At 40.3% G+C, this 24149-nt stretch carries 24 protein-coding genes; 17 read left to right on the top strand and 7 right to left on the bottom strand.

What is annotated here, in order from left to right:
- Positions 1-184: 184 nt before the first annotated feature.
- The 9 genes from IGK72_RS13115 (at position 185) to gor (ending at position 11160) form a co-directional block, all read left to right on the top strand.
- Complete coding sequence (locus IGK72_RS13115) at positions 185-1219, top strand: FUSC family protein (RefSeq protein WP_002358941.1); 1035 nt, start codon at positions 185-187, stop codon at positions 1217-1219.
- 180 nt (positions 1220-1399) lie between these two features.
- Positions 1400-2320: a peptidase U32 family protein gene (locus tag IGK72_RS13110; RefSeq protein ID WP_023895547.1), complete on the top strand. Its 921-nt coding sequence runs from the start codon at positions 1400-1402 to the stop codon at positions 2318-2320.
- Between the two features lie 27 nt (positions 2321-2347).
- The gene (locus IGK72_RS13105; RefSeq protein ID WP_002368523.1) at positions 2348-3595 is read left to right on the top strand and encodes a peptidase U32 family protein; all 1248 of its coding nucleotides are present in this window, start codon (positions 2348-2350) and stop codon (positions 3593-3595) included.
- A gap of 23 nt (positions 3596-3618) precedes the next feature.
- Positions 3619-5181, top strand: a complete 1563-nt coding sequence (locus IGK72_RS13100; RefSeq protein ID WP_070416056.1) for a PucR family transcriptional regulator — start codon at positions 3619-3621, stop codon at positions 5179-5181.
- Positions 5182-5314: 133 nt separating this feature from the next.
- Positions 5315-6589, top strand: a complete 1275-nt coding sequence (locus tag IGK72_RS13095; RefSeq protein WP_002381011.1) for a cytosine permease — start codon at positions 5315-5317, stop codon at positions 6587-6589.
- Positions 6590-6608: 19 nt separating this feature from the next.
- Positions 6609-7703: a DUF917 domain-containing protein gene (locus IGK72_RS13090; RefSeq protein ID WP_002354727.1), complete on the top strand. Its 1095-nt coding sequence runs from the start codon at positions 6609-6611 to the stop codon at positions 7701-7703.
- Entirely contained in the window at positions 7704-9257 is a 1554-nt protein-coding gene (locus IGK72_RS13085) for a hydantoinase/oxoprolinase N-terminal domain-containing protein (protein ID WP_002358944.1), read from the top strand.
- 68 nt (positions 9258-9325) lie between these two features.
- A complete protein-coding gene (locus IGK72_RS13080) occupies positions 9326-9724 on the top strand; it encodes a hypothetical protein (protein ID WP_430619606.1) in 399 nt (132 codons plus the stop codon).
- Between the two features lie 86 nt (positions 9725-9810).
- Positions 9811-11160 (top strand): glutathione-disulfide reductase, encoded by a 1350-nt coding sequence (gene gor, locus IGK72_RS13075; RefSeq protein WP_002381009.1) that lies wholly within the window; start codon positions 9811-9813, stop codon positions 11158-11160.
- A gap of 114 nt (positions 11161-11274) precedes the next feature.
- Here gor and IGK72_RS13070 read toward each other — a convergent pair whose 3' ends face one another.
- Complete coding sequence (locus tag IGK72_RS13070) at positions 11275-12048, bottom strand: helix-turn-helix domain-containing protein (RefSeq protein ID WP_002394626.1); 774 nt, start codon at positions 12046-12048, stop codon at positions 11275-11277.
- Positions 12049-12225: 177 nt separating this feature from the next.
- Between IGK72_RS13070 and folB the strand changes: the two genes are divergently transcribed.
- The 5 genes from folB to folP are packed head-to-tail and all read left to right on the top strand — an operon-like array spanning position 12226 to position 15018.
- Positions 12226-12588 carry a dihydroneopterin aldolase gene (folB, locus tag IGK72_RS13065; protein WP_002354733.1) on the top strand — a complete coding sequence of 121 codons (363 nt, stop codon included), beginning with the start codon at positions 12226-12228 and terminating at the stop codon, positions 12586-12588.
- On the top strand, positions 12589-13074 hold the full coding sequence (gene folK / locus IGK72_RS13060; RefSeq protein WP_002354734.1) for a 2-amino-4-hydroxy-6-hydroxymethyldihydropteridine diphosphokinase: 486 nt from the start codon (positions 12589-12591) through the stop codon (positions 13072-13074).
- The gene (folE, locus tag IGK72_RS13055; RefSeq protein ID WP_002383148.1) at positions 13068-13637 is read left to right on the top strand and encodes a GTP cyclohydrolase I FolE; all 570 of its coding nucleotides are present in this window, start codon (positions 13068-13070) and stop codon (positions 13635-13637) included. Before folK ends, folE begins: the two co-directional genes overlap by 7 nt.
- 3 nt (positions 13638-13640) lie before the next feature.
- Complete coding sequence (locus tag IGK72_RS13050; RefSeq protein WP_002354736.1) at positions 13641-14234, top strand: non-canonical purine NTP pyrophosphatase; 594 nt, start codon at positions 13641-13643, stop codon at positions 14232-14234.
- Positions 14227-15018, top strand: a complete 792-nt coding sequence (gene folP / locus IGK72_RS13045; RefSeq protein WP_002385125.1) for a dihydropteroate synthase — start codon at positions 14227-14229, stop codon at positions 15016-15018. Before IGK72_RS13050 ends, folP begins: the two co-directional genes overlap by 8 nt.
- 543 nt (positions 15019-15561) lie before the next feature.
- Here the strand turns inward: folP and IGK72_RS13040 are convergent.
- From IGK72_RS13040 to IGK72_RS13015, 6 genes are all read right to left on the bottom strand, one after another.
- Positions 15562-15927: a type II toxin-antitoxin system PemK/MazF family toxin gene (locus tag IGK72_RS13040; protein WP_002370162.1), complete on the bottom strand. Its 366-nt coding sequence runs from the start codon at positions 15925-15927 to the stop codon at positions 15562-15564.
- On the bottom strand, positions 15917-16162 hold the full coding sequence (gene mazE, locus IGK72_RS13035; protein ID WP_002385128.1) for a type II toxin-antitoxin system PemI/MazE family antitoxin: 246 nt from the start codon (positions 16160-16162) through the stop codon (positions 15917-15919). The genes IGK72_RS13040 and mazE overlap by 11 nt, the downstream gene beginning before the upstream one ends.
- Positions 16163-16467: 305 nt before the next feature.
- On the bottom strand, positions 16468-17454 hold the full coding sequence (locus IGK72_RS13030; RefSeq protein WP_002354740.1) for a polyprenyl synthetase family protein: 987 nt from the start codon (positions 17452-17454) through the stop codon (positions 16468-16470).
- A 37-nt stretch (positions 17455-17491) separates the two neighbouring features.
- Positions 17492-18049, bottom strand: a complete 558-nt coding sequence (locus IGK72_RS13025) for a Gx transporter family protein (protein WP_002354743.1) — start codon at positions 18047-18049, stop codon at positions 17492-17494.
- A gap of 11 nt (positions 18050-18060) precedes the next feature.
- On the bottom strand, positions 18061-18483 hold the full coding sequence (locus tag IGK72_RS13020; protein WP_002354745.1) for a NusG domain II-containing protein: 423 nt from the start codon (positions 18481-18483) through the stop codon (positions 18061-18063).
- A 217-nt stretch (positions 18484-18700) separates the two neighbouring features.
- On the bottom strand, positions 18701-20647 hold the full coding sequence (locus IGK72_RS13015) for an NAD(P)/FAD-dependent oxidoreductase (protein WP_002354747.1): 1947 nt from the start codon (positions 20645-20647) through the stop codon (positions 18701-18703).
- A 277-nt stretch (positions 20648-20924) separates the two neighbouring features.
- Between IGK72_RS13015 and pplA the strand changes: the two genes are divergently transcribed.
- From pplA to menA, 3 genes are all read left to right on the top strand, one after another.
- Positions 20925-21854 carry an extracellular electron transfer flavoprotein PplA gene (pplA, locus tag IGK72_RS13010; protein ID WP_002378870.1) on the top strand — a complete coding sequence of 310 codons (930 nt, stop codon included), beginning with the start codon at positions 20925-20927 and terminating at the stop codon, positions 21852-21854.
- Positions 21855-22109: 255 nt separating this feature from the next.
- Positions 22110-23177 (top strand): FAD:protein FMN transferase, encoded by a 1068-nt coding sequence (locus IGK72_RS13005; protein ID WP_002354751.1) that lies wholly within the window; start codon positions 22110-22112, stop codon positions 23175-23177.
- A gap of 13 nt (positions 23178-23190) precedes the next feature.
- A complete protein-coding gene (gene menA, locus IGK72_RS13000; RefSeq protein WP_002358958.1) occupies positions 23191-24138 on the top strand; it encodes a 1,4-dihydroxy-2-naphthoate polyprenyltransferase in 948 nt (315 codons plus the stop codon).
- Positions 24139-24149: the final 11 nt, after the last annotated feature.

Here is a 24149-nt window from a genome sequence, read left to right as displayed (position 1 = left end):
AGAATTTCGGCTTATTTCCGAAGGGGTTGCTTCTGTTCCCGCCGTTTATCAGTTTTTGAGCGTGGGACAAAAATCCAAAGTGATTTTTGTCCCACGCTCCTTTTTCTATTTTCCAGTGGCGATTTCTTTTTGAGAATTGCCAGATTGATTTTTCTGTGCTACGTTAATAAGGAGGGGTGATGGAATGGAACAATCTTTTTTTCGAGAATTACTACATTATCAACGTCCAAAGGATAATCCTTTTCGACTAGTGTTTGCTGGCTTGGTTATGTTCAGCATTCTTTTTTTGGGCTATATCAATCATCAATTATTGATTTCAAGCTTTGGCTCGTTAGGTATTTTTACTTTTTTATATTATCAGCCGTTACCATTAAAACAGTTAATGACTCGTTTATCTGTGGTCGGTAGTTACCTTTTTTTAGGAAATTTGTTAGGCATGTTATCGACCCATATTGCATGGCTCATTCCCATTGTTGTTGCCCTGGTCGGTTTTGGTGGCCGCTTTTTCTTTGAAGTCTACGATATTTCAAAACCAGGGGCCTTCTTTGGTGTGATGGTGACAGCGATGGGTGCCAGTACGAGTATTCCGTTAGCAAAAATTCCGTTCATGAGTGGCTGTATGTTATTAGGTATTGGCTTTTCTATTTTGTTTGCACTAGTGTTGCATTTTACAGAGAAGGAAATCAGTGCCCCGCTAGCTAAGCAATCATTACGGGAACGAATTTATCGGCATCCAGAAGCACCATTAGATAGCATATATTATAGCTTTGTCTTATTTTTTGCTGTATATATCAGCGAAAGTTTACATTTACAGAATCCGTATTGGTTAGTCGTTTCCTGTGCATCCATTTTACAAGGAGACAATTTACGTGCGATTAAGCAGCGAAATATTCAGCGAATTTTTGGCACAACGATTGGATTGGTTATTTCCGCTTTTCTGCTTAATTTAGCTTTGACAACTTTTGAATCGATTGTCGTGATTACAATCTTATTTGTGACCGTTGAGTATTTTATTCGTCGTAATTATGGATTGGCGCAATTTTTCACAACGCCTATGGCTCTGATGCTTTCATTGCTCGTTCGTCAGCAGTATGTGATAACGTTGATTCAATTCCGCTTTTTGGGGATTGTTTTAGGCAGCTTGTTAGGCTTAGCGGCAGCGTGGCTATTCACCGTTGTAGTAACGTTTTATGAACGAAAATATCACTTGAACGAGTGACCAAAGAACAGATGACCAGTAATTAAAAAAAAGAACATTTGGTAGGTAAGCGGTTGGCGCTTTTCTACCAAAATTTTTTCGGAAACATTGTGAAAAATGTACGTTTAATACAGATAGGCTCTTTTAAAGTTTGTGAACGTATGATACTATTAAACGGTCATAAAGAAGGAGGCTATATTTATGATTGAACTGATTGCAACTGCAGAATCTGTTGAGCAGGCTGTAGAATTACTCGCAACAGGTGTGGATACATTATATATTGGAGAAGAAACATTCGGGTTGCGTTTGCCCGTATCTTTTACACGAGATGAACAACGCAAGATTGTGAAACGTGCACATGAAATGGGCAAACAAGTGCTAGTTGCAGTAAATGGCATTATGCACCCTGAAAAAATGAAATTAGTCCCAGAGTATCTGACATTTTTAAAAGAAATCAACGTCGATAAAATTACTTTGGGTGATCCAGGTATTGTGTTTATTATGCAACGAGATGGATTAGAAATTCCTTACGTTTATGATGGTGAAACCTTAGTAACGAGCTCACGTCAAATCAATTTTTGGAGTAAACGAGGAGCCATCGGAGCTGTCCTAGCTCGGGAAGTACCTTTTGAAGAAATGGTCGCAATGGAAGAAAACTTAGCAGTTCCAGCTGAAATTCTTGTCTATGGGGCGACCTGTATTCATCAATCGAAACGCCCATTAATTCAAAATTACTACAATTACACAAAGAACGACAAAGGGGTTACGAAAGACGAAGGGCTGTTTATTTCTGAACCCAAAAAACCAGAAACCCACTATTCCATTTATGAAGATAGTCATGGTACGCATATTTTTGCCAATAACGATGTGAACTTGATGAATGAGTTAACAAACTTGTATGACCATCACTATCGCACATGGAAGCTCGATGGCCTTTACACACCAGGTGAAAATTTTGTCGCGATTGCTCGCTTATTTGCTGAAGCGAAAGCAGCACTTGAAGCGGGAACTTGGTCAGAAGATCAAGCAGCTCATGCAACAGCTGAAATTGAAAAATTACATCCAACAGGTCGTGGCTTAGACAATGGTTTCTTTGATTTAAGTGCCGATGCAATAAAATAAATTGATTCATTTAAGGGGAAGAAGAACATGAAAGTAATGACAGAACGAACATTGAAGCGTCCCGAGGTGTTGGCTCCAGCCGGGACGCTAGAAAAACTAAAAGTCGCAATTCGTTACGGTGCCGATGCCGTTTATATCGGAGGGAATGCCTACGGTCTGCGTAGCCGCGCAGGAAATTTCACGCCAGAAGAAATGGCGGAAGGCGTAGCCTTTGCCCGCGAACATAATGCGAAAGTTTATGTCGCTGCCAATATGGTCACTCATGAAGGAAACCAGGAAGGGGCAGGAGCGTTTTTCAGAGAATTGCGAGACATCGGAATTTCAGCTGTGATTGTTTCCGATCCAGCTTTAATCGAAATTTGTGCGACAGAAGCACCAGGTTTACCTATCCATTTATCGACACAAGCTTCAGCAACCAACTATGAAACATTAGAATTTTGGAAAAATGAAGGCTTAGAACGTGTGGTATTAGCGCGCGAAGTTTCAATGGAGGAAGTTGCAGCGATTCGTGAAAATACGGACATTGAGATTGAAGCCTTTATTCATGGAGCAATGTGTATTTCATATTCAGGACGTTGTACTTTATCCAACCATATGTCGATGCGGGATGCCAATCGTGGCGGTTGCTCTCAATCTTGTCGTTGGAAATACGAGTTATTTGATATGCCTTTTGGGACAGAACGTCGGAGCAAAACCAGCGAAGGGGAAGTTGAAGAAGAGTTTTCAATGAGCGCCGTAGATATGTCTATGATTGAACATATTCCAGAATTAATTGAAAATGGTGTCGATAGTTTTAAAATTGAAGGCCGCATGAAATCCATTCACTATGTTTCGACAGTCGCTAATGTGTATAAAAAAGCCGTCGATTCTTACATGGAAGACCCTGAAAACTATGTCTGCCAACAAGAGTGGATTGATGAATTATGGAAAGTAGCACAACGTGAATTAGCAACTGGTTTTTATTACAATACACCAAGTGAAAATGAACAATTATTCGGCGAACGTCGTAAAATTCCACAATATAAATTTGTTGGCGAAGTGATTGCGTACAACGAAAAGACGCAAGTCGCGACAATTCGTCAACGGAACCTTTTCAGTGTCGGCGATGAAATTGAATTTTATGGTCCCGGGTTTACCCATTTCCACCAAACCGTTAAAGAGATGTATAATGAAGACGGTGAAGCGATCGATCGGGCACCTAATCCCATGATGTTATTAACAATGGAAGTGACGCAACCTGTTGCAGTCGGCGATATGATTCGTAAGAAAAAATAAACCAGCCAAAAGGAGGAGTAATTATGAGTGTCCGCGTGAATGATTTATTAAAATTACCGTCTTTGCGAGAAGCAACGGTACTTTCTGGTAAAAACCAATTGGACACATCTGTTGCTTCTCTTTCTTTTTTAGAAGTCTCTGATATGTCTTTGTTTTCGGAAAAACTTCACAAAACAAATGAATACCATGCTGGCGAAATTTTGATTGGTTCATTTTGTGCCATTCGTCATGATGTGGTGAAGCAATGTGAAACGATTCGGCATCTCCATGAATTAGGCGAAGTAGGCCTAATCTTGTACTACGTTGGGATTATCGTATCGAAAGTTGCAGAGGAAGTGATTCAATTAGCGGATTCTTTAGGTTTTATTTTAATCCAAATGCCTAAAAACGATCCAACATTACGCTACAACGAAGTCATTTATGAAGTCATGAAATTGTTAGTCAATAAAAATAAAATGGCTTCTTTTGCAACGGACCTCTTGGAAAAAGTTTCCCTTTTGCCTGAACAAAACCGCAGTATGGAAATGACCTTGAAAATCCTATCCGATTTTTTAAAAGTCAACATTGCGTTAACCACCTATACCAATGAAATCATCAGCACCATCAATTGGCCGCGAAGCACGAAATTGCCCTTAACCAAGTTACTTTATCAATCACAAGAGAAAGTAGCGCTGGGAGAAACGACCTACTTCATTACCTCGCAAAAACTTCCTCAGAAAGATGGACAAACATTGAAGCTTTACTTCATTCGAGAAGAAGAGCAGTTAACCTCTTTTGAGATGAATCAAGCGGTGGAAGTCGTTCAGATGGCTCTGAATTTATGGGGGAAAAACTATGACGAAGTCAGTGAGTATGCCTTAGTCCAAGCAATCATTAACGATGAAAGTGATAAGATGTACCAATTAGCCAAAAAATTAATGATTGATATTTCTTCTGTCGAAACGATGTGGCTTTTGCCTATTTGGCAACAAGGACAAGAAATCCACGCTATTCAGCAAGATTTGAAAGATTTCCTACGTTACTATTACCAAACAACGATTGTCCAACAAACAGAAAATTACCTGATTGTTCTCTTAGGTAATTATTTACACAAACAACCTGAAGCCACGATTAGTAAAGAATACTTGCAAGCCACAGACTATCAGGACTATTTAGGTGAAATCATCCTTTGTCCGAAAGTTCGTAACACGACTGAAGTGCGTGTCAGCTACCAAACCGCTAATCAAGTCGCGCCGTTTTTAAAGCGCGTCTATCCACAAAGAAAAGTGTTATCAATCGCGGAAATTCGTACAGTTCAACAAATGATGACGTGTCTCCAAGCAGGAGAAGAAGCAATCCAACAACGCTTAGCAGTTATCCAACCTCTCTTAAAAGAATCAGAGCAGTTAATGACATTAGGAACGTTTTTACTAGATGCAAGTAGTGATTTTAAAGAATGCGGCGAACGCCTATTTGTTCATAAAAATACGGTCAAATATCGTATCAGTAAAATTAATGAAGCGCTCGGCTATGATATGACCAACGCCGCCGAAGCCTATGAAGTCTATTTGGCGATGATCTTATATCGCTTGGTCACGAATGAATGAAAAAAGCAGACAATCGGCTACTGCCGATTGTCTGCTTTTTTATTTTAAGCCAAAACTTCCTCGATATTTTTTTCAATTTGAAAAAGACCTATGACTGATTTTTCGTTATAATTGAAAAAATAATTAAGGAGGAATGAGAATGAAATTAAAAAACGAGCAACAACAATCGTGGCTTAGCTTAGCATTTGTTTGGGCGGGCGCAATGATTAGCGTGCCAGGATTAATTATTGGAGGAACGTTAGTTGCAGGCATGCCTTTATGGGAAGCTTTGTTAACAGGATTTATTGGTTACGGTATTATTGTTATTTTAATGATTTTACAAGGAATTCAAAGTTCCGACTTACAAGAACCTTCTGTCAAAGTCGCTTCTCAAGTGTTTGGCATTCAAGGTTCGCAAAAGATCATTTCTATTATTCTAGCGATTGCTTGCTTAGGTTGGTTTGGTTTGCAAGCCAATGTCAGCGGCGGCGCCTTCACGAACTTTTTAAAAATTTACGGCATTGATTTACCTGTGTCGCTTTCTTCCTTAATCTGGGGAATTATCATGCTTATTTCGGCTCTTTATGGCATAAAAATATTGAAAATTCTGAATTATTTTGCGGTTCCTGTGTTAGTTCTGGTTTGTCTTTATGGCTTGGTGGCTTCGTTAAGAAACAACGGTTGGGCGGCTGTTAGTCAATATACCCCTCAAACAGCAGGAAGCTTTATGTCAGGTCTTTCAATGACTGTCGGTTCTTTTGCATTAGGCGCAGTAATTGCTGGAGATTACTCTCAATATGTTTCTTCTCGTAAAGATGTGGTCAAAGCGGCCACCTTAGGGATTTTACCGACAGGCTTGTTGATGATTGGCGTTGGTGCGGTCTTGACCATTGCATCGAACACCGCAGATATCACGGAAGTTTTTATGAATCTCGGTTTTCCAGTTTTAGGAATTATTGCGCTAATTTTAGCAACTTGGACCACGAATGCCGTGAATGCTTTTTCTGGCGGATTGGCCTTGATTAATGTCTTTGATATTCCAAAAGAAAAAGAAAAAGTCGCTGTCGGTGCGGCCGGCGCCATTGGAACCTTATTAGCAGTTGTGGGGATTTTAAATTACTTTACGCCGATTATGTCCGTCCTTTCTGCGATGGTGCCACCAGTGGCTGGTGTAATGATTGCTGCCTATTGGTTGATTAACAAAGGCGATCGAACCAAATGGCAGCCAACGCCTGGCGTGAATAAATTAGGTGTTTTTTCATGGCTAATTGGTGCTGCAGTGGGGGGCATTCCGGTGATTATGAGTTTCTTTCCCAATGCCCCTCAATTGCCTAACCAACCGCTAATTGGCATTGTTTTATCGTTTGTTATTTATTATTTCGGTGCAAAACGTCAACAGACGAACACCGAATCATTAGAAATGGAATGAAGAAGAGGAGTGTCGGAGAATGCGTTATTTAGATGCAGAAGCAATTGAGAATATAGCTACAGGAGCAGCTTTTTTAGGGACAGGAGGTGGCGGTGATCCCTATATTGGTAAAATGATGGCTTTGTCCGCCATCGAAGAAAACGGACCTGTCAAACTGGTTTCTCCAGAAGAAATTGCCGCGGAGGATTTTTTCCTACCAGCCGCAATGATGGGTGCCCCATCTGTCGCAATTGAAAAATTTCCCAAAGGCGACGAATTCGTCCGTGTCTTTGAGAAGTTAGGAAAATATTTAGACCAAGAAACGATTGCGGGAACCTTTCCAATGGAAGCTGGGGGCGTCAATTCAATGATTCCAATTGTTGTTGCAGCGAAGCTAGGCATTCCCTTGGTGGATTGTGATGGTATGGGTCGGGCCTTTCCAGAATTGCCTATGGTAACGTTCCATTTGAATGGGATGTCAGCGACCCCTATGGCAATTACCGATGAAAAAGGAAATATTGGCATTATGGAAACGATTGATAATACTTGGACAGAACGTCTTGCTCGTGTTCAAACGGTTGAAATGGGCGCCAGTGCTTTAGTGAGCATTTATCCCGCGACAGGCAAACAATTACAAGACTATGGTATTCACAACATCGTGACATTATCAGAAGAAATTGGCAAAGTGATTCGAGGTACCTATGCAGATGAACAAGAAAAACGGCAAGCATTAGTAGAAGTTACGGATGGCTTTGAATTGTTCCAAGGAAAAATTCTAGATGTGGAACGAGAAGTAAAAGGTGGCTTCAATTTGGGACGTGTCAAATTGAGTGGCTTAAACAGTGATGCTGGTTCAGAAGCAGTCGTCCATTTTCAAAATGAAAATTTAATTGCCGAGAAAGATGGTCAGGTGATTGCGATGACGCCTGATTTGATTTGTATGGTAGATTTAGAAACTTTAACGCCTGTGACAACAGAAAGCTTGAAATACGGCAAACGTGTCCAAGTAATGGGCTTGAAAGCGAATGCCGCTTGGCGAACGAAAAAAGGTATCGAAACAGTGGGTCCTCGGTATTTCGGCTACGAAATGGATTATCAACCACTAGAAAACTTAGTAGCGAAGGAGGACAAATAAATGTATAAAATCGGTATCGATGTCGGCGGCACAAATACAGATGCTGTTATTTTAGATCATCAATTAAACTTGATTCATTCAGTGAAAGTTCCAACAACCGATGATATTCAAACAGGGATTGCCGGTGCCTTAAATAAAGTCTTGGCAGAATCAGCAGTGGACCCAACCAAAGTCACACATGCAATGTTGGGCACGACCCAATGTACGAATGCCATTGTTGAGCGAAAAAAATTAGCAAAAGTTGGGGTCCTTCGTTTGGGCTATCCAGCAACCGCTTCGGTCTTGCCTTACACAGCTTGGCCCAAGGATTTAGTGGCCACTCTTTCAGAAACGTATGCTTTAGCACATGGCGGCTACGAATATGATGGACAACCATTGACTGCACTGGACGAAGAAGAATTACGTGGGATTTTGGCCTCTTGGCGAGGAGAAGTAGAGGCAATCGCAGTAATTGGCGTTTTTTCTTCTTTAAAAAATGACCAAGAATTGTTTGTTCAAGCACTTGCTAAGGAAGTGTTAGGGGCAGATGTTCCTGTATCTTGCTCCTCAATGATTGGGTCTGTCGGTTTAATCGAACGGGAAAATGCGACAATTTTAAATGCTGCGTTGCACAAAGTAATTAAAGTGACCAGCGAAGGCTTTGAACAAGCCTTAGAACAAGAAAAAATTCATCACGCCCAAGTGTACTTATGTCAAAATGATGGTACGTTAATGTCGTTAACGTATGCCAAACAGTTTCCTATTTTAACCATTGCTTGTGGACCAACAAATAGTATTCGTGGCGCTTCTTACTTAGCTGGTTTGAAAGATGCGGTTGTTTTAGATGTTGGTGGCACAACGTCAGACATTGGCGTGTTAGTGGATGGCTTTCCAAGAGAATCTTCACTGGCCGTTGATGTTGGCGGAGTACGGACCAATTTTAGAATGCCAGATATCGTGTCAATCGGTGTCGGCGGCGGCAGTCTAGTGCGTGAACAACCAGATGGTTCTGTGACAGTTGGCCCCGACAGTGTCGGCTACCGTATTACACAAGAGGCCCTTGTTTTTGGCGGCACACAATTAACGACCACTGATATTGCGGTTCGCTTAGGTCATGCCCAAGTCGGTGATCCTAGCAAAGTGGCTCATTTAGACCAAACGTTTGCGGAAAAAGTGTACCAAAAAATTGGCGAATTGGTCAGTGAAGCGATTGATCGCATGAAGACCAGTTCCGCAGACGTGACGGTCGTTTTAGTTGGTGGTGGGAGTATTATCATCCCCGAAGAATTGACAGGCGTTAAAGCGCTAATTCGCAACGAAAACGGAGCAGTGGCGAATGCCATCGGTGCCTCTATCGCTCAGATTAGCGGACAATACGAACAAATTTATGTCTATTCAAAAATCCAACGGGATGCGGCGTTGGCCGATGCCCAAGAAAAAGCCGTCCAACAAGCTGAACTTGCGGGTGCAGTCCCTGGCACAATCGAGTTAGTCGAGGTGGAAGAAACACCACTCGCCTATCATCCAGAAAATGCAACCCGCTTACGAGTAAAAGTGGTTGGGAATATGTATTAAAAGAAAGGAAATCCTCTGGCATATGAGGGTTTCCTTTTTGTGCTATAGTAAAAGAAGAAGGAATAACTATGGCTAAATTATTCGCCTACCAAATTGGTCAAAACCCTCGTATTCAAACGGACCTTTTGGTAGATCCTCAGCTGTTTGAAGATGAGCATGGCTGTGCGGGGGGTGTGGACTTCGGGTTAGCAGATTGTGTTCAAACCGGAATGTTTACAGATATTGAAGTGATAAAACGGTATCTTCACGAAGCAACCTACGTTTTTATTAATGGTGACTTTGACCGACTAAGTTATTTAGAAATTGGGATTGCACTTTCCTTAGGCAAAACACTTTATGTCATTACAATGAATCCAAACGTAACGAAAGAAGATTTAGGAATTTCCTTCGACAATACTACGATTGAATTCCTTTCCCCCAGCGCTTTTATGGAACGAATCCATAAAACAGAAGCAGCAGAAAACTAAACAAAAGTAAGTAATACGACTGTCTTTTTTTGCTATTTTTTGCGATAATAAAGGAGAAAGTTCAAATTGAAAGGGAGCCAGAATAAATGAAAACCTATGATTATATTGTTATTGGTGGCGGTAGTGGCGGGATTGCTTCTGCTAACCGCGCAGGAATGCACGGAGCCAACGTCCTTTTAATTGAGGGCAACGAAATTGGTGGGACCTGTGTCAACGTTGGTTGTGTGCCTAAAAAAGTCATGTGGCAAGCCAGCAGCATGATGGAAATGATGGAAAGAGACACAGCAGGCTATGGGTTTGATGTTGAAATCAAAAATTTTAGCTTTAAACAATTAGTTGAAAATCGTGAAAAATATATTGACTTCTTACATGGTGCGTATAATCGTGGTTTAGACAGTAACAACATTGAACGTATCCATGGTTACGCTACGTTTACTGGGGAGCAAACAATTGAAGTCAATGGGACAGAATATACGGCGCCGCACATTTTAATCGCGACAGGTGGTCGTCCGAAAAAACTAGGTATTCCAGGAGAAGAATATGCCTTAGATTCAAACGGCTTCTTTGCGTTAGAAGAAATGCCAAAACGTGTGGTCTTTGTCGGTGCGGGTTACATCGCAGCCGAATTAGCAGGAACCTTACATGGCTTAGGCGCAGAAACACATTGGGCCTTCCGTCACGAACGACCATTACGAAGCTTTGATGACATGCTTTCTGAAAAAGTCGTAGAACGCTATCAAGAAATGGGCATGCAAATTCATCCGAATGCAACACCAGCTAAAATTGAAAAAACGGCGCAGAATGAGTACGTTATTACATTTGAAAATGGTGAATCAATCACGACAGATGCCGTGATTTTCGGGACAGGCCGTCAGCCGAACACGGATCAATTAGGCTTAGAAAATACGAAAGTAGCCCTTGATGAGAAAGGCTACGTCAAAGTAGATAAATTCCAAAATACCACGCAAAATGGCATCTACGCAGTCGGCGATGTCATTGGGAAAATCGACTTAACGCCAGTCGCGATTGCCGCTGGTCGGCGCCTGTCTGAACGCTTATTTAACGGACAAACCGATTTATATTTGGATTATAACTTAGTACCAACGGTGGTCTTTACCCATCCACCAGTTGCGACAATTGGCTTGACGGAAAAAGCAGCGCTTGAAGAATATGGTAAAGACCAAGTGAAAATCTATCGCTCTAGCTTTACGCCAATGTATTTCGCTTTAGGAGAATACCGTCAAAAATGCGACATGAAATTAATCTGTGTCGGCAAAGAAGAAAAAATTGTCGGTTTGCATGGCATCGGCATCGGTGTTGACGAAATGCTACAAGGCTTTGCAGTCGCTATTAAAATGGGCGCGACCAAAGCAGATTTTGATAATACTGTTGCGATTCATCCAACAGGCTCAGAAGAATTTGTAACAATGCGATAAAAGGCGAATAAACCCCAAAAAAGAGCGTTGCATCAGCAACGCTCTTTTTTGAATACACGAGTTATTTCATTCAATTTATAACCAATTGGGTGCTGGCAAACGTGATGAAATTAGCTATTTTCTATTATCAGTTGCAACATTTTTTTCATTAAAATGTTGATATAAGGAAGTATCAGAAACGAGTAATTCAATGATTTCAGATTTATCTATAATAGTAATTCTTTGTCGAGATAAAAACGCAATAAATTGTGGTAAAAATCTTTTGGCATAGATATCTAAATATAACTTTGTGGTTTGATTATTATAGGTGACTAGTAAGTAAAAATAGTCGGGACTACTATCAAAAGCGGACGCTCTTATCTTTTTGGTATAAATGATTTCTATGGATTCAATTTCAGAATAAGGAATTTTTATTTGTGTAGAACTGTTTTTTATGCATTCAATGATTTTCAGAATCGGGTTTCTGGAGAATTGATGGACCATAATATCTTGTTGGTTAATTATCCAATAATCTGAAAAGATGATTGGAAAAACTAAAAGTAGACCGATAAATATGATTGCACTAAACAACCAAAAAGGTTGATAACCAAAACCAGTAAGTAGCAAAGAGAAACAAGTCCAAACAATACAAAATAAAATTCCTTTTTTTAGATTATAAATTTTTCCAACAACTTGAGGCTTTTTAAAATAAGGACTACCTTGGATTAGCTCATCAATAGAAACATTGTACAAATCAGAAAGCATCAGTAAATTATCAATTGAAGGGATGGATTGTCCAGTTTCCCATTTGGAAATAGCTTGTGTAGTGACATGTAATTTTTGGGCAATTTGTTCTTGCGTATAGTGATTATTTATTCTCCGTGTTTTTAAAATAGTTTGGATTAACATTATTCGTTACCTCCTTGATTTTAGAGTAGTCTATTCCGCTATATGTTTCAATCAACTAGTGGTTGATAAGCAAATAATTGCTATTAAATAAACAATAACATCTTTTAACTACTGACTTTTCCAAGAAATATGCTATGATTAAAAAAATCAGCAAAACAGAGGGTAGGGAGTTAGAGGATGGATAAAATTAGAATTAACAACTTGAAATTTTTCACAAAAAATGGTGTTTTGGCAGAAGAAAAACGTCTAGGACAGCAAGTAGAAATCGACCTTGAAATGCAGTTGTCGCTAGCCGAAGCAGGGCGAACAGATGATGTCACTCAAACTGTCAATTATGCCGAAGTGAATGAATTGATTGCCCAACGAGTAAACAATCACTCGTACGATTTAATCGAAGGGTTAGCGAGTGCTATTTTAGATGATATTTCCGCAGATTATCAAGAACAATTGAACAAAATTATCATTAAAATTAGAAAATATAGTGTGCCGATGCCCGGCCTTTTTGACAATATTGAAATTGAAATGGAGCGAGAAGTATAGATGATTGGCTATGTAGCATTAGGTAGTAACGTCGGCGATCCATACGCAAATTTAGTGAAAGCCCGCAATTATTTAAACGAAGACCCGCAGATTCAGGTCGTGGCTTCTTCAAAACTTTATGAAACGGATCCTTACGGCTATACAGACCAAGATGATTTTTTGAACGCCGTATTGAAAATTGATACTAGCTATACCGCTGAAGAGTTATTGGCTGTTACCCAAGGGATTGAGCAAGCAATGAAACGTAAAAAATTAATTCACTGGGGTCCGCGGATTATTGATATTGATATTTTATTATTAGGGGGGCAGTCAGTCACGTTGCCCCACTTACAAGTTCCTCATCAAGAATTAACAAAACGGTCATTTGTTTTGATTCCCTTAAGTGATGTTTACGCAGAGGAACAACTATTGGGCGCGCCAATAGCTACGTGGATTCAGCGCAGTGGCAATCAAGAAGAAGTGCGAGTAAGCGAAAAGGAATGGTAGAGATGGAGCAGGAAAAACAAGCGCAAATTGAGCAGGCAGTTACCACAATCTTAGAAGCAGTGGGGGAAGATACTCAACGGGCAGGACTCATTGATACACCCAAACGCGTAGCTAAAATGTATGCAGAAGTTTTTAGTGGATTAACCGAACCTGAATTTGACGATTATAAATTATTTGATAGCTTAAATGAAGGCGAAATGGTTCTAGTAAAAGATATTGCCTTTTATTCAATGTGTGAACACCATTTATTGCCATTTTATGGAAAAGTACATGTCGCTTATCTGCCAGAAGGTGGCAAAGTATTGGGACTAAGCAAGTTACCAAGATTAGTAGAACATTGTGCCAAACGTCCCACAGTTCAAGAAGATTTAACAGTGACAATTGCCCGCAAACTCCAAGAAAATATTCCCGTCAAAGGCATTGCAGTAGCCATTGAAGCGGAACATATGTGTATGACGATGCGCGGCGTGAAAACACCACAAAGTAGCACCAAAACATTTCAATTTACCGGACTATTTAAAGAACAAGAGTGGAAAAATCAATTTTTAATGGAGATACGTTAGAAAATGGAAATCATTGTTGGCACGAATAACCAAGGTAAGTTAAAAGAAATGCAATCAGGACTTAAGGACCCCGCTATTCAACTTGTCTCTTATCGAAAGTATACAACCAGTCAAGAACAACCTGCAGAAACTGGCACTACGTATGCTGAAAATGCTTATCTAAAAGCTCGCTTTTTCCAACAATTAATTGGCCGCCCAGTGTTAGGTGATGATGGCGGCTTAACGTTAACTGCTTTTCCTGATTTATTAGGTATTCATACAAGCCGCTTTTTCCATTCAGCCAATCCGGAAGAACAGAACCGCGAACTGTTGCACTTATTTGAAGGGCAACAGTCGACCCGAGAGTTAACCTTATCAGCCACGTTGGTCTATGTACTCGATGACGACAAACTGTTGCAAACGGAAGCCACTTTGACTGGTGAATTAGTTGAACCGCGCGGTACAGGTGGTTATGGCTTTGATCCGATTATTTATTTACCAGATCGAGGCAAAACCTTAGCGGAGTTGTCCACGAGTGAACGAATGAAGATAAGTCCTAGAATGCGGGCTTTACGAAAGATGATTCAGCAGATAAAGGAGCAATGTGACAATGATTGATTTAAAAAAGAATTACCAAATTATGGGGATTGTCAACACGACCCCCGACTCTTTTTCTGATGGCGGTAGCTACACAACGGTCGACGTGGCCTATCAACATGCGCTTCATCTACTAGAAGCGGGGGCCGATATTTTAGACATTGGCGGCCAATCCACACGTCCTGGCTACGAAGAAGTTTCTCCACAAGTTGAGGCAGACCGAGTATTACCGTTAATTAAAAAAATACGTGAGACTTCTCTAGCGCCGATTTCTGTGGATACCTACTATCCCGAAGTAGCAGAAGCCGCGATCCAAGCTGGTGCCACAATGATTAATGACATCAAAGGATTAGACACTCCGGGGATGGCAGAAGTCCTCGCACAATATCCTGAAGTCCAAGTTGTGATTATGCATTCCAGAAAACACCAATCCCTTTCTTTAAAAGAAGAGTTGCACCAATTTTATACAGAAAAAATTGAACAATGCCAAAAATATGGGCTTTCCTTAGAAAAAATTTGTTTCGATCCAGGGATTGGCTTTCATAAAACTGTCGCAGAAAACCTTCAACTGTTAAAAGATCCTAACGCCTTTCGCTACCAAGATTATCCGTTACTGTACGGCGTTTCTCGCAAACGAACTATCGGCGCTTTAACGAACGAACCAGAACCAGCCAACCGTGATTTTGGTTCAGCCGCTGCTTCCTTGTATGCAGCACAACAAGGCGTAGAAATTTTACGTGTTCATAATGTCCAAGGCTTAAAACAAACATTTGATGTCTGGCGAGCATTGTCGGAGAAGGAGTAAAGGCGGAGCAATAGACTAAACAGACCGACCATCAAAAAAGATGGTCGGTCTGTTTAGTCTAAAAAATTTTAGTTGGCTGAATCGTTTTATCCCAGTAAACGGTGCGCGATTTTTATTACAAAAGAAAGCGGCTGTTGAATAATCAGGAAAGTAAGCGTATTCTGGGAAGGTACAAATGTGTTATACTACACAAGTAGGAAGTTTATGACGGTGGCAATTTCTCAAAAAAAGGGGGACTGCCAATGTTTTTGCTTGTTTGCTCTTTCCCTAGAAAGGAATAGTAGTGACTGTCTTTGAAGCATTGATGCTTGCGATTGCTTTCGCAACATTAATTGTCAAAATCAGTAATAAAAACGACAAAAAATAAACCCGTCATAACCTTTAGCGAAGATTGACGGGTTTATTTATCCACAATTAAAGCTACCGTCTTAAACGGTCTACCCGAGAGCGTATATCTAGTACGCTCTCTTCGTGTTTATTATAGCAAGTTGAAACGGAAAAGTCGAATAGTAAATCATATATGCGTGTTCAGTTGAAGCCGAATTAAACAGCAAAAGAAAAGTTTTGTAAAAACTTTTGAGCAATTTCGTAAAATGTTTCTTCGTCTAACGTATCTACATATTTTATTCTGCGTTGTGCCTGTTCTGTATAGTCGAGTGAATAGACTTGGAGCGTATTCACTTTACTTACTGCATTATCGGAGGTATGAAGTTTTTCGCTATAAATAGGGACAAGAAAAGGACGTTCCTTATCCAACGAGGTTATTGGACAGACAATAACTAAATTTGTTGAAATATTGTAACTGTCTTTGCTCATTACGAGAGCAGGTCGTCGTTTTCTGATTTCATAACCTTTAGAAGGCGCAAAGTCGATAATAACAATATCTCTTTGAGTTGGTTTATAGCCCATCAACTTCTCCTCCGCTAGGTGAATAATCAATCGCTAATTCAGGAAGATAAAACTCTCCTTCAGCAGTATTTTCAAAAAAATCTTCTACTTTTGGAATCAATGCGATGGAGCCATTATTTTTGCGAAGAATAACAAATTCTTCTCCTTCTTTAACTCCTAAAGTAGCAGGAATTGTTATAACTAATGAGTTTCCTTGTTTTCTTGTTTTTGTTGATGTCATAGCTAACACCTCCATTTTTTAACTAGTATAACATGTATTCACTAGGTAATACAAATTAGAGATGGAATGAAGCATCAAAAGTAGTTAAGTTGTATAAGTAACAACATTAATTGTCAAAATCAGTAATAAAAACGACAAAAAATAAACCCGTCATAATCTTTAGCAAGGATTGACGGGTTTATTTCCGTATTAAAATCAAGCTACCGTCTTAAACGGTCTACCCGAGAGCGTATGTCTAGTACGCTCTCTTCGTGTTTATTATACCAAGGTATCACCTAAAAAGCTAGCCGCTAAATCCTCAATAGGATCCAGCGGCTTTTTTAATTTTCTCTTGTCAAAATCGTTTGTGTAATTTCATACAATTGTTCTTTCGCTTGGGCCTTTGTTTCAGGAAGTTTGCTGATTTCTTTCAGCGCTTTTTCTGTGTAATGAGTGGCTAATTGTTGGGCCTTTTCTACGCCACCTAGTTCATGGACAAGACGATAAATTTCCTGTGTTTCTTCATCGGTCAAGGTTTCTTTTTTCATTAAAAGTGGCAACAAGACTTCACGATTGGCTTCAAGTGCATAAATCAAGGGCAAAGAATAAACGCCTTGACGTACGTCTTCTAAGACGGGTTTGCCGATAGCATCGGCAGTTTGTGTATAGTCCAAAATATCATCAATAATTTGAAAAGCCAGTCCGATATTTTCGCCGATTTCACCACAACGTTTGGCAAAACGTTGGGAGGTGCCACTTTCATAGGCACCGACAAAACAACTTAGCGCAAACAATTCCGCTGTTTTCCCAGAAATGTTTTTTAAATATTGGTCAATCGTTACCTCGAAATTATAGCGATTGTCCATTTGACCAAGCTCACCAGTCAGGACTTTTTCCATACTGCGCGAATTTAATTGAATGCTTTTTAATGAAGAAGAATAATCAGATAAGAGCTTGAAACAGCAAACAAAAAGATAATCGCCTGTATACACGGCTGTGCTATTTCCAAAGCGCGAACGCAATGTTGGCAAGCCACGACGCGTATCGGCTTCATCGACAATATCGTCGTGAACTAACGTGGCGGTATGCAGTAATTCAATGGAAGCCGCTAACGCTGTCGCCTTTTTAGGGTCCCGCTGTTCACCAAAATAAGAGAACAACAGTTGGTAGGCTGGACGTAGCAATTTGCCGCCAGAATGAATCATGTCATGGACAGCAGCTTGAATCTCTTGATTATCGATTTGAACCGCTTGTTCCATCAAGCGAAGAGTAGTTGTTAATTCTTTTGATAACGTAGGATAGGTATTCCACATAGGATGTATATTCATAAGATGACTCCTTTAATTGTGGCGGACAGGTTTTCAATTAGAAAAATTGACTCCACTTATGTTTCGTTGTTTGTTCATAATTCAGTTGGAATTTTCGTAACGTCTGGACATGTTGTAGTAAATAATTAGCGGCAATCCCAATGGCAATCCCTGAGAGTAACCCAAACAGAGATAAAAATGGTAAGTACAGCATCGGCGCCCACGAATGAGCAAAGAAAGAGGTCGTTAGCAACTGACCAACATTGTGTAAGAAACCACCAACGGCACTAATCCCAATAATGCTGACCCGTTTTGGCCCAAGCTGCTTGACAAGCAACATGCCGAAATAACTTAATAAGGCACCACTGGCACTATAGAAAAAGGTCGAAAGTGTGCCGCCCAGTAATGTCGTTAAAATCAAACGTAAACAGACCAGGAAAAAACTATCACGCTTACGCATGGTGAAAATCGCAATAATGGTAATTAAATTTGCTAGACCGAGCTTTGCCCCAGGAGCAAATGCGAAAGGGTAAGGAATCATATTTTCGATTAAACCAATAATGACCCCTTGGGCAACGAGCATAGCAATATAAATATTCTTGTGTAATTTGCTCATAGTTGTCGTGCTTAATAAATTAAGCTACCGTCTTCACTCCCATCAGAAGCTTCCACGGTGATAAACAAATTGTGGGGTAGACAGGCAATCGGGGTTTCACCAGGTTTGGAAATCCAGCCTCGTCGAACATCCACTAAGTCAGCACAGTTGGCTTCCTTCACGCGGATACGATCACCATCTACTTCAATCAGGTTGTAATCACCGTCTTTTGCTTCGTATTTATATGTATAATGCGGGCCGTCCTTTTTTAAGTCAAAGACTTTGATTACTTTGTTGTCTACTTTCAAGACTGCTTGATACGTAGCCGCTTCTTGACCACGGTTTTGCATGGCAAAAACAACAAGGGGCAGAAAAGAACCAAGAACTAAAATAGCAATAATAATAACGTCCCATGTTTTCAAGCGACTTTTCTTAATGAATTCTTTGATCGTCATTTTCTTCTCTCTCCTTTGGTGTTTTTTTCTTGTCTATCATAACATAATGAACGGAAAAGAAGTATTCTTTTCCAGTTGAGCCACCATATTATATAAAAGAAAATATGTGGGACAAAAGTCATGCTTGACTGCTGTCCCACATACTAAATCCTATGATAGTCAGCTGGAGACATGTGTCTCAGCTTTTGCTCGTAGTTGTCAATCGATTATCGATTGCTTACTTACCGCCGTATCTAGCTTTCGGGGTACCATACCACGCTTTACCAAGTTTGCGTTGAATCCATGGAATTACCCAGCGGTCTAAACCGACAGCACGGCCTGAACCGTTCATCAAAGCAAAAGCGACAAAGATAAACCAGATATTTACCCAATAGAACATGCCAGATAAACAGAAGGCAATTGTTAAACCAATTGTAGCAGCACTTGATAACCAAGTGAATAAACCAGCAATCAATGCTAAAGCAATACATACTTCAACGATTGTCATGAATTTTTGCATGAACAAAGCAACTTCTTGGTTTGGCATCATAAATTTCATTACGCTTTCGAACCATTTAGGCATGTGATCAAACACTTGCATTGGTGTTTCGCCGTAAGCGTAGCTTAAACCAAAGTGCGCTGCTTGTGTTGCCGCATCGGCACCACCGCTTGCCGCCGCATCCGCCGCACCACTTGCAGCAGTTGTTGCTGTTTCAGTTGCTTGAGAAGCACCTGTTGTTACTTGTTCTTGTAACCAAGGGAATGGGAAAACGACTTTATCTGTGAACCAAGAACCGTCACCAAACCAAGTGCTTGGTTTCAAGTAATCGCCGTTGCCGACAATTTTCTTCATTGATTCGACTAACCAAACCATACCATAGAAAACACGTAGCGGAACACTCCACAAAACATTGCCGTAACGAGACGTATGTCCGCGAGCAACAGAACGATCATCTTTAATATGGAAGATTTCGTGCATAATGTATTGGAACATATAGTAACCAGAACGAATATCAAAGAAGTATTTCAAGTTAACGATATGTTTCATAATGATGGCTAAGAAACCACTCAAATGAATTTTATCGAATAAGTTGGCAACGCCCCATTTTGCGCCGATGGAAACCATGAATCCTTGGTAGTTTCCTTTAAAGGCGTGTTTTTCGCCGCCTTTAATATCTGCAACGATGTTGGCAGCCGCAGTATGACCTGTTTGTTCAGCTGCTTGAACGATTTGAGGAGTTGGTGTATTTGGTGTTTCTTCGTAATAAACCAAGTCACCAATGATATAAATGTTTTTGTCTTCGTAGCCTTTAGCTTGCATGTATTCATTCGCAACTAAACGACTACCACGTGCTGCTTCTAAACCAAAGTCAGCGGCATCAGAAGTTGCTTTCACACCAGCTGTCCAGATTAACGTATGCGTTGGTACTTCAGAACCATCTTTTAATTTAATGTGATCTGCTGCAACTTCAACGATTGGTGAGTTCAATAATAATTGAACATTTTTCTTTTCTAGATAACGTTCTGCTTTGGCAGCATCGTTACGAGATAACATGTTTAAGATGGTTGGCATTGCTTCAACAACCATTAATGTAATTTCGTCTGGATCAATTTTGGCATCTTTCGCTAAACGATCTTTCCAGTCGATTAATTCGCCGACCATTTCGATCCCAGTAAAACCAGAACCACAGACAACGAATGTTAACATTGCTTTGCGTACTTCAGCATCTGGTTCGATGGCTGCTTTAGCAACGGTTGCTTCAATGTGATGACGAATTTTCACTGCATCATCAAATGACCATAAGGTGAAACCATTTTCTTTCACGCCTGGTGTTCCAAAGTCGTTTGGTTCGCCACCCATACCCAGAATTAACTGGTCAAATGGATAAGAACCTGCTAAAGTTTTCACAACTTTATTTTCTTTGTCGATCCCAGTAACAGTATCTGTTACCAATTTTACGTTTTTCTTGCGTGAGAACAAACGTTGTAAGTCGTATTGAATTGCTTCTGGTTCAACACGTCCGCCTGCTACTTCATGCAATTCGGTCATCATAGTGTGGTAAGAATGGCGATCAATCAATGTGATTGTTACGTCCGTATCTTTTTTAAATTTCTTTGCTAGAAATTTAGTAGCTGAAACGCCAGCATACCCAGCACCTACAACGACAATATTTTGCTTTGTCATTGACAATCCGCTCCTTAATATTGTAAGTAGTAAAATAGTGATAATGATTAATAAGTACACAATCGACTAACATTATATAAGTATTTCACGAATTTGTCTAATATAAATTTTAATTGTCAACAAATTTACTCCAACGATGAGTTTTTGATGAAAAAAAGACCGAAATGTAAATATTTTTAGGGGATGGTCTTGACAACGTTTTTAAAACCATTATAATGTGTAATGTATCACAAACTTTTTATGTTTGTGAAAATCATGAAAGAAAAGGTGACTATCAATGAAAGTGAATAAATTTGTTAAAGGTTTTGCGGCAATTGCATTATCAAGTTTAGTCTTAGCAGCATGTGGTGCAGACAAGAAAGACAACACAACGAACTCTTCTAGCGCAGCATCTTCAGAAACGAAAAAATCAACTGAATCATCAGCACCAGCGAAAAAAGTTGCCGGTGGCGATTTAAAAGATGGTACGTATAAATTAGAAGAAAAAAATGAAAAAAATGGTTACCGTGCAGTCTTTGAAATGACTGTAAAAGACGGCAAAATCACTGAATCTAAATATGACAACATCAATGCTGACGGCAAATCTAAAACAGAAGACACTAAGTATGAAGAAAGCATGAAAGCAAAATCTGGTGTTGGACCAAAAGAATACATCAAACAATTAAACGATTCTTTTGTTAAAGCACAAAGCGCAAGCGGTGTGGAAGTAGTAACTGGTGCGACTCATTCATCTGAATCATTCCAAAACTACGCACAACAATTAATCCAAGCAGCACAAGCTGGTAACACAGACACAATCGAAATCGACAATGGGGCAACATTGAAAGATGGTACGTACTCATTGAAAGAAAAAAATGACTCAAACGGCTACCACACAACATTCTCAATGACTGTGAAAGATGGTAAAGTGACTGAATCTAACTACGATAACGTGAACGCTGACGGCAAATCTAAAAAAGATGACACTGAATACGAAAGCAAAATGAAAGACGTTGCTGGCGTTGGACCAAAAGAATATATCGAAACATTAAACAAAGAATTTGTTAAAGCAATGGGCGAAGAAGACGGCTCACCTGCAGGTGTTGAAGTGGTAACTGGTGCAACACACAGCACACATTCATTCATCAACTACGCACAACAATTAGTGAACGCTGCTGAAAAAGGCGACACAACTGAAATCGTTGTTGACAACATCGTAACAAAATAAGTAATAATAAATGAATCGTGAAGTAGTTCCTGAAACGCTTTTCAGCAATTACTTGACACCATTGAGGGGTTGGGAAAAAGTCGGTTAGCTGACTTTCCCGCCCCTTTTTCTTCGCTAGTTCTGTCCATCATTTCACAAATTTTTTTCACAGAAATTTGTGAATTTCCAAGAGAAAGACTTTTCATTTTTTCCAAAAAAGGCTACTATGCAAGAGAACTTATTTTTTAATTAAAGAAGGAAAGAAGAGGGAATCCTATGAAAAAGAAACTTCTGCTCATGGTGAGTGTTCTAGCAGTGCTGTTTGTGGCAGCTGCTTGTTCCTCAAAACCAGAAGCGAAAATTAATACAGAACCATACTCTGACCGTCAAACAATGCTTGGTACCTACGTTCAAATTCGCATCTACGATGATGGCAAAGAAGACGTCTTACCGAAAGCCTTTGCCCGTGTCAAAGAACTAGGCGATAAAATCACCGTCAACCAACCAGGTTCAGAAATTGATGAAATCAACCAAGAAGCAGGCGTAAAACCAGTCAAAGTCTCAGATGACCTGTATCCTTTGTTGAAAAAAGCCTATGAATACAGCAAAGACTCCCGCGGCGGCTTCGACATGGCAATTGGCCCAATCACTTCTATGTGGCACATTGGCTTCGATGATGCACGCAAACCAAGCCAAGCCGAAATTGATCAAGCCTTGAAACTCGTTGATTACACGAAAGTCAAATTCAACGACAAAGAGCAAACCGTTTACCTTGAAGAAAAAGGCATGCAATTGGATTTAGGCGCAATTGCCAAAGGCTTCATCACCGACGAAGTCGTGAAAGTCCTCAAAGACAACGGTGTCACCACCGCTATCGTCGATTTAGGCGGGAATGTTTACGTCTTAGGGCACAGCCCACGTGGCAAAGACATGGATTGGACAGTTGGGATTCAAGATCCGAATAAAGCCCGCAACACTGTTTTAGGTCAAGTCAAAGAAAGCAACAAAACCTTAGTCACATCAGGAATTTATGAACGCTACTTAAAAGTCGATGGCAAAACCTACCACCATCTCTTTGATCGTGAAACTGGCTATCCGTTTGATAACGACATCGCAGGTGTCACCATTATCACCGACAAATCCATCGATGGTGATGGTCTCTCAACAGCCGTCTTCTCAATGGGCGTCAAAAAAGGACTAGAATATGTCGAAAGTCTGAAAGGAACCGATGCCATTTTCGTCACAAAAGACGACAAAGTCTACATCAGCAAAGATATCGAAGGCAACTTTGAAATCGGCAAAGACTCTGGCTATACGATGGGGAATCGGGCCGATTTGAAATAAGGAGCGACTAAAAATGTCTTTAAATGTGTTTTTAAAAGTAGTGGAAATTCAGACGAAGCTTGCCAGTCTCTTTCCCTTCATTATCGGGGTCTTGTTTTCAATGACCTATTTCGGGGAAGTTCAGTGGGGCAACACGCTGGTTTTCTTCATTGGCATGGTGGTCTTTGATATGGCCACCACCGCCATTAACAATTACATGGACTTCAAAAAAGCCAAATCTGACGTCTATAAATATGAAGAAAATATTATCGGACAATCAGGCGTTTCACCACAACTGGTCCGCAACATGATTTTCGCCATGATTGCCTTCACTGCCGTTGTGGGTGCGTACTTAACGGTTCAAACCGGCTGGCTCTTCCTCGTATTAGGCGGGATTTGCTGCTTCATCGGTATTTTCTACACGTATGGACCGATTCCGTTATCCCGCATGCCCTTGGGGGAAATTTTCAGTGGTTTCACGATGGGCTTAGGCATCTTCGTCTTAACCGTTTACTTGAACGTCGTCACCAATCCGCCGTTTTACTTAACGGTCGATTTTGCTAGCGGCGCCTTTCGCTTAGACGGCAATCTCTGGGCGGTGCTTGCGATTGTCGTGGCGTCCTTGCCCTTGGTCTGTTCGATTGCTAACATCATGCTCGCCAACAATTTACGGGACTTAGACACGGATATTGAGAACCACCGTTATACATTAGTCTATTATATCGGGCGCCCAGCAGGGATTGTGCTGTTTCAAGTGTTAGCGTTAGCTGGTTATCTGGTGATTTTATTCGGCTTCATTAGTGGTATTTATCAATGGCCAGTGTTAATTACATTTGCTACTTTGCCTGTCATTTGGAAAAATATTCAAACGTTTAAACAAGAATTGCCGCAGCCGAAAAGTTTCCGTCATTCCATTAAAAACTTAATGGTTTTCAATGGCACCTATGCCTTAGGGCTATTAATTAGTGCGTTGCTTGGCTAGATTCTTAAAAA

The sequence above is a fragment of the Enterococcus sp. DIV0183 genome (assembly GCF_050541505.1).
GTDB classification, from domain to species: domain Bacteria; phylum Bacillota; class Bacilli; order Lactobacillales; family Enterococcaceae; genus Enterococcus; species Enterococcus faecalis.
Note: the sequence above shows the minus strand (reverse complement) of the source record. Positions and strands in the feature narration are given on the sequence as shown.

Excerpts from the sequence above, each read along its gene's own strand:
- IGK72_RS13020 (WP_002354745.1), bottom strand. The coding sequence starts at position 18,483 with ATGACGATCAAAGAATTCATTAAGAAAAGTCGCTTGAAAACATGGGAC.
- IGK72_RS13080 (WP_430619606.1), top strand. The coding sequence starts at position 9,326 with ATGGCTAAATTATTCGCCTACCAAATTGGTCAAAACCCTCGTATTCAA.
- IGK72_RS13115 (WP_002358941.1), top strand. The coding sequence starts at position 185 with ATGGAACAATCTTTTTTTCGAGAATTACTACATTATCAACGTCCAAAG.
- pplA (WP_002378870.1), top strand. The coding sequence starts at position 20,925 with ATGAAAGTGAATAAATTTGTTAAAGGTTTTGCGGCAATTGCATTATCA.
- IGK72_RS13005 (WP_002354751.1), top strand. The coding sequence starts at position 22,110 with ATGAAAAAGAAACTTCTGCTCATGGTGAGTGTTCTAGCAGTGCTGTTT.
- menA (WP_002358958.1), top strand. The coding sequence starts at position 23,191 with ATGTCTTTAAATGTGTTTTTAAAAGTAGTGGAAATTCAGACGAAGCTT.
- IGK72_RS13040 (WP_002370162.1), bottom strand. The coding sequence starts at position 15,927 with ATGGGCTATAAACCAACTCAAAGAGATATTGTTATTATCGACTTTGCG.
- folB (WP_002354733.1), top strand. The coding sequence starts at position 12,226 with ATGGATAAAATTAGAATTAACAACTTGAAATTTTTCACAAAAAATGGT.
- IGK72_RS13090 (WP_002354727.1), top strand. The coding sequence starts at position 6,609 with ATGCGTTATTTAGATGCAGAAGCAATTGAGAATATAGCTACAGGAGCA.
- folK (WP_002354734.1), top strand. The coding sequence starts at position 12,589 with ATGATTGGCTATGTAGCATTAGGTAGTAACGTCGGCGATCCATACGCA.
- IGK72_RS13015 (WP_002354747.1), bottom strand. The coding sequence starts at position 20,647 with ATGACAAAGCAAAATATTGTCGTTGTAGGTGCTGGGTATGCTGGCGTT.
- mazE (WP_002385128.1), bottom strand. The coding sequence starts at position 16,162 with ATGGAGGTGTTAGCTATGACATCAACAAAAACAAGAAAACAAGGAAAC.
- IGK72_RS13030 (WP_002354740.1), bottom strand. The coding sequence starts at position 17,454 with ATGAATATACATCCTATGTGGAATACCTATCCTACGTTATCAAAAGAA.
- folE (WP_002383148.1), top strand. The coding sequence starts at position 13,068 with ATGGTAGAGATGGAGCAGGAAAAACAAGCGCAAATTGAGCAGGCAGTT.
- IGK72_RS13050 (WP_002354736.1), top strand. The coding sequence starts at position 13,641 with ATGGAAATCATTGTTGGCACGAATAACCAAGGTAAGTTAAAAGAAATG.
- IGK72_RS13025 (WP_002354743.1), bottom strand. The coding sequence starts at position 18,049 with ATGAGCAAATTACACAAGAATATTTATATTGCTATGCTCGTTGCCCAA.
- gor (WP_002381009.1), top strand. The coding sequence starts at position 9,811 with ATGAAAACCTATGATTATATTGTTATTGGTGGCGGTAGTGGCGGGATT.
- IGK72_RS13110 (WP_023895547.1), top strand. The coding sequence starts at position 1,400 with ATGATTGAACTGATTGCAACTGCAGAATCTGTTGAGCAGGCTGTAGAA.
- IGK72_RS13105 (WP_002368523.1), top strand. The coding sequence starts at position 2,348 with ATGAAAGTAATGACAGAACGAACATTGAAGCGTCCCGAGGTGTTGGCT.
- IGK72_RS13070 (WP_002394626.1), bottom strand. The coding sequence starts at position 12,048 with ATGTTAATCCAAACTATTTTAAAAACACGGAGAATAAATAATCACTAT.
- IGK72_RS13085 (WP_002358944.1), top strand. The coding sequence starts at position 7,704 with ATGTATAAAATCGGTATCGATGTCGGCGGCACAAATACAGATGCTGTT.
- folP (WP_002385125.1), top strand. The coding sequence starts at position 14,227 with ATGATTGATTTAAAAAAGAATTACCAAATTATGGGGATTGTCAACACG.
- IGK72_RS13100 (WP_070416056.1), top strand. The coding sequence starts at position 3,619 with ATGAGTGTCCGCGTGAATGATTTATTAAAATTACCGTCTTTGCGAGAA.
- IGK72_RS13095 (WP_002381011.1), top strand. The coding sequence starts at position 5,315 with ATGAGAATGAAATTAAAAAACGAGCAACAACAATCGTGGCTTAGCTTA.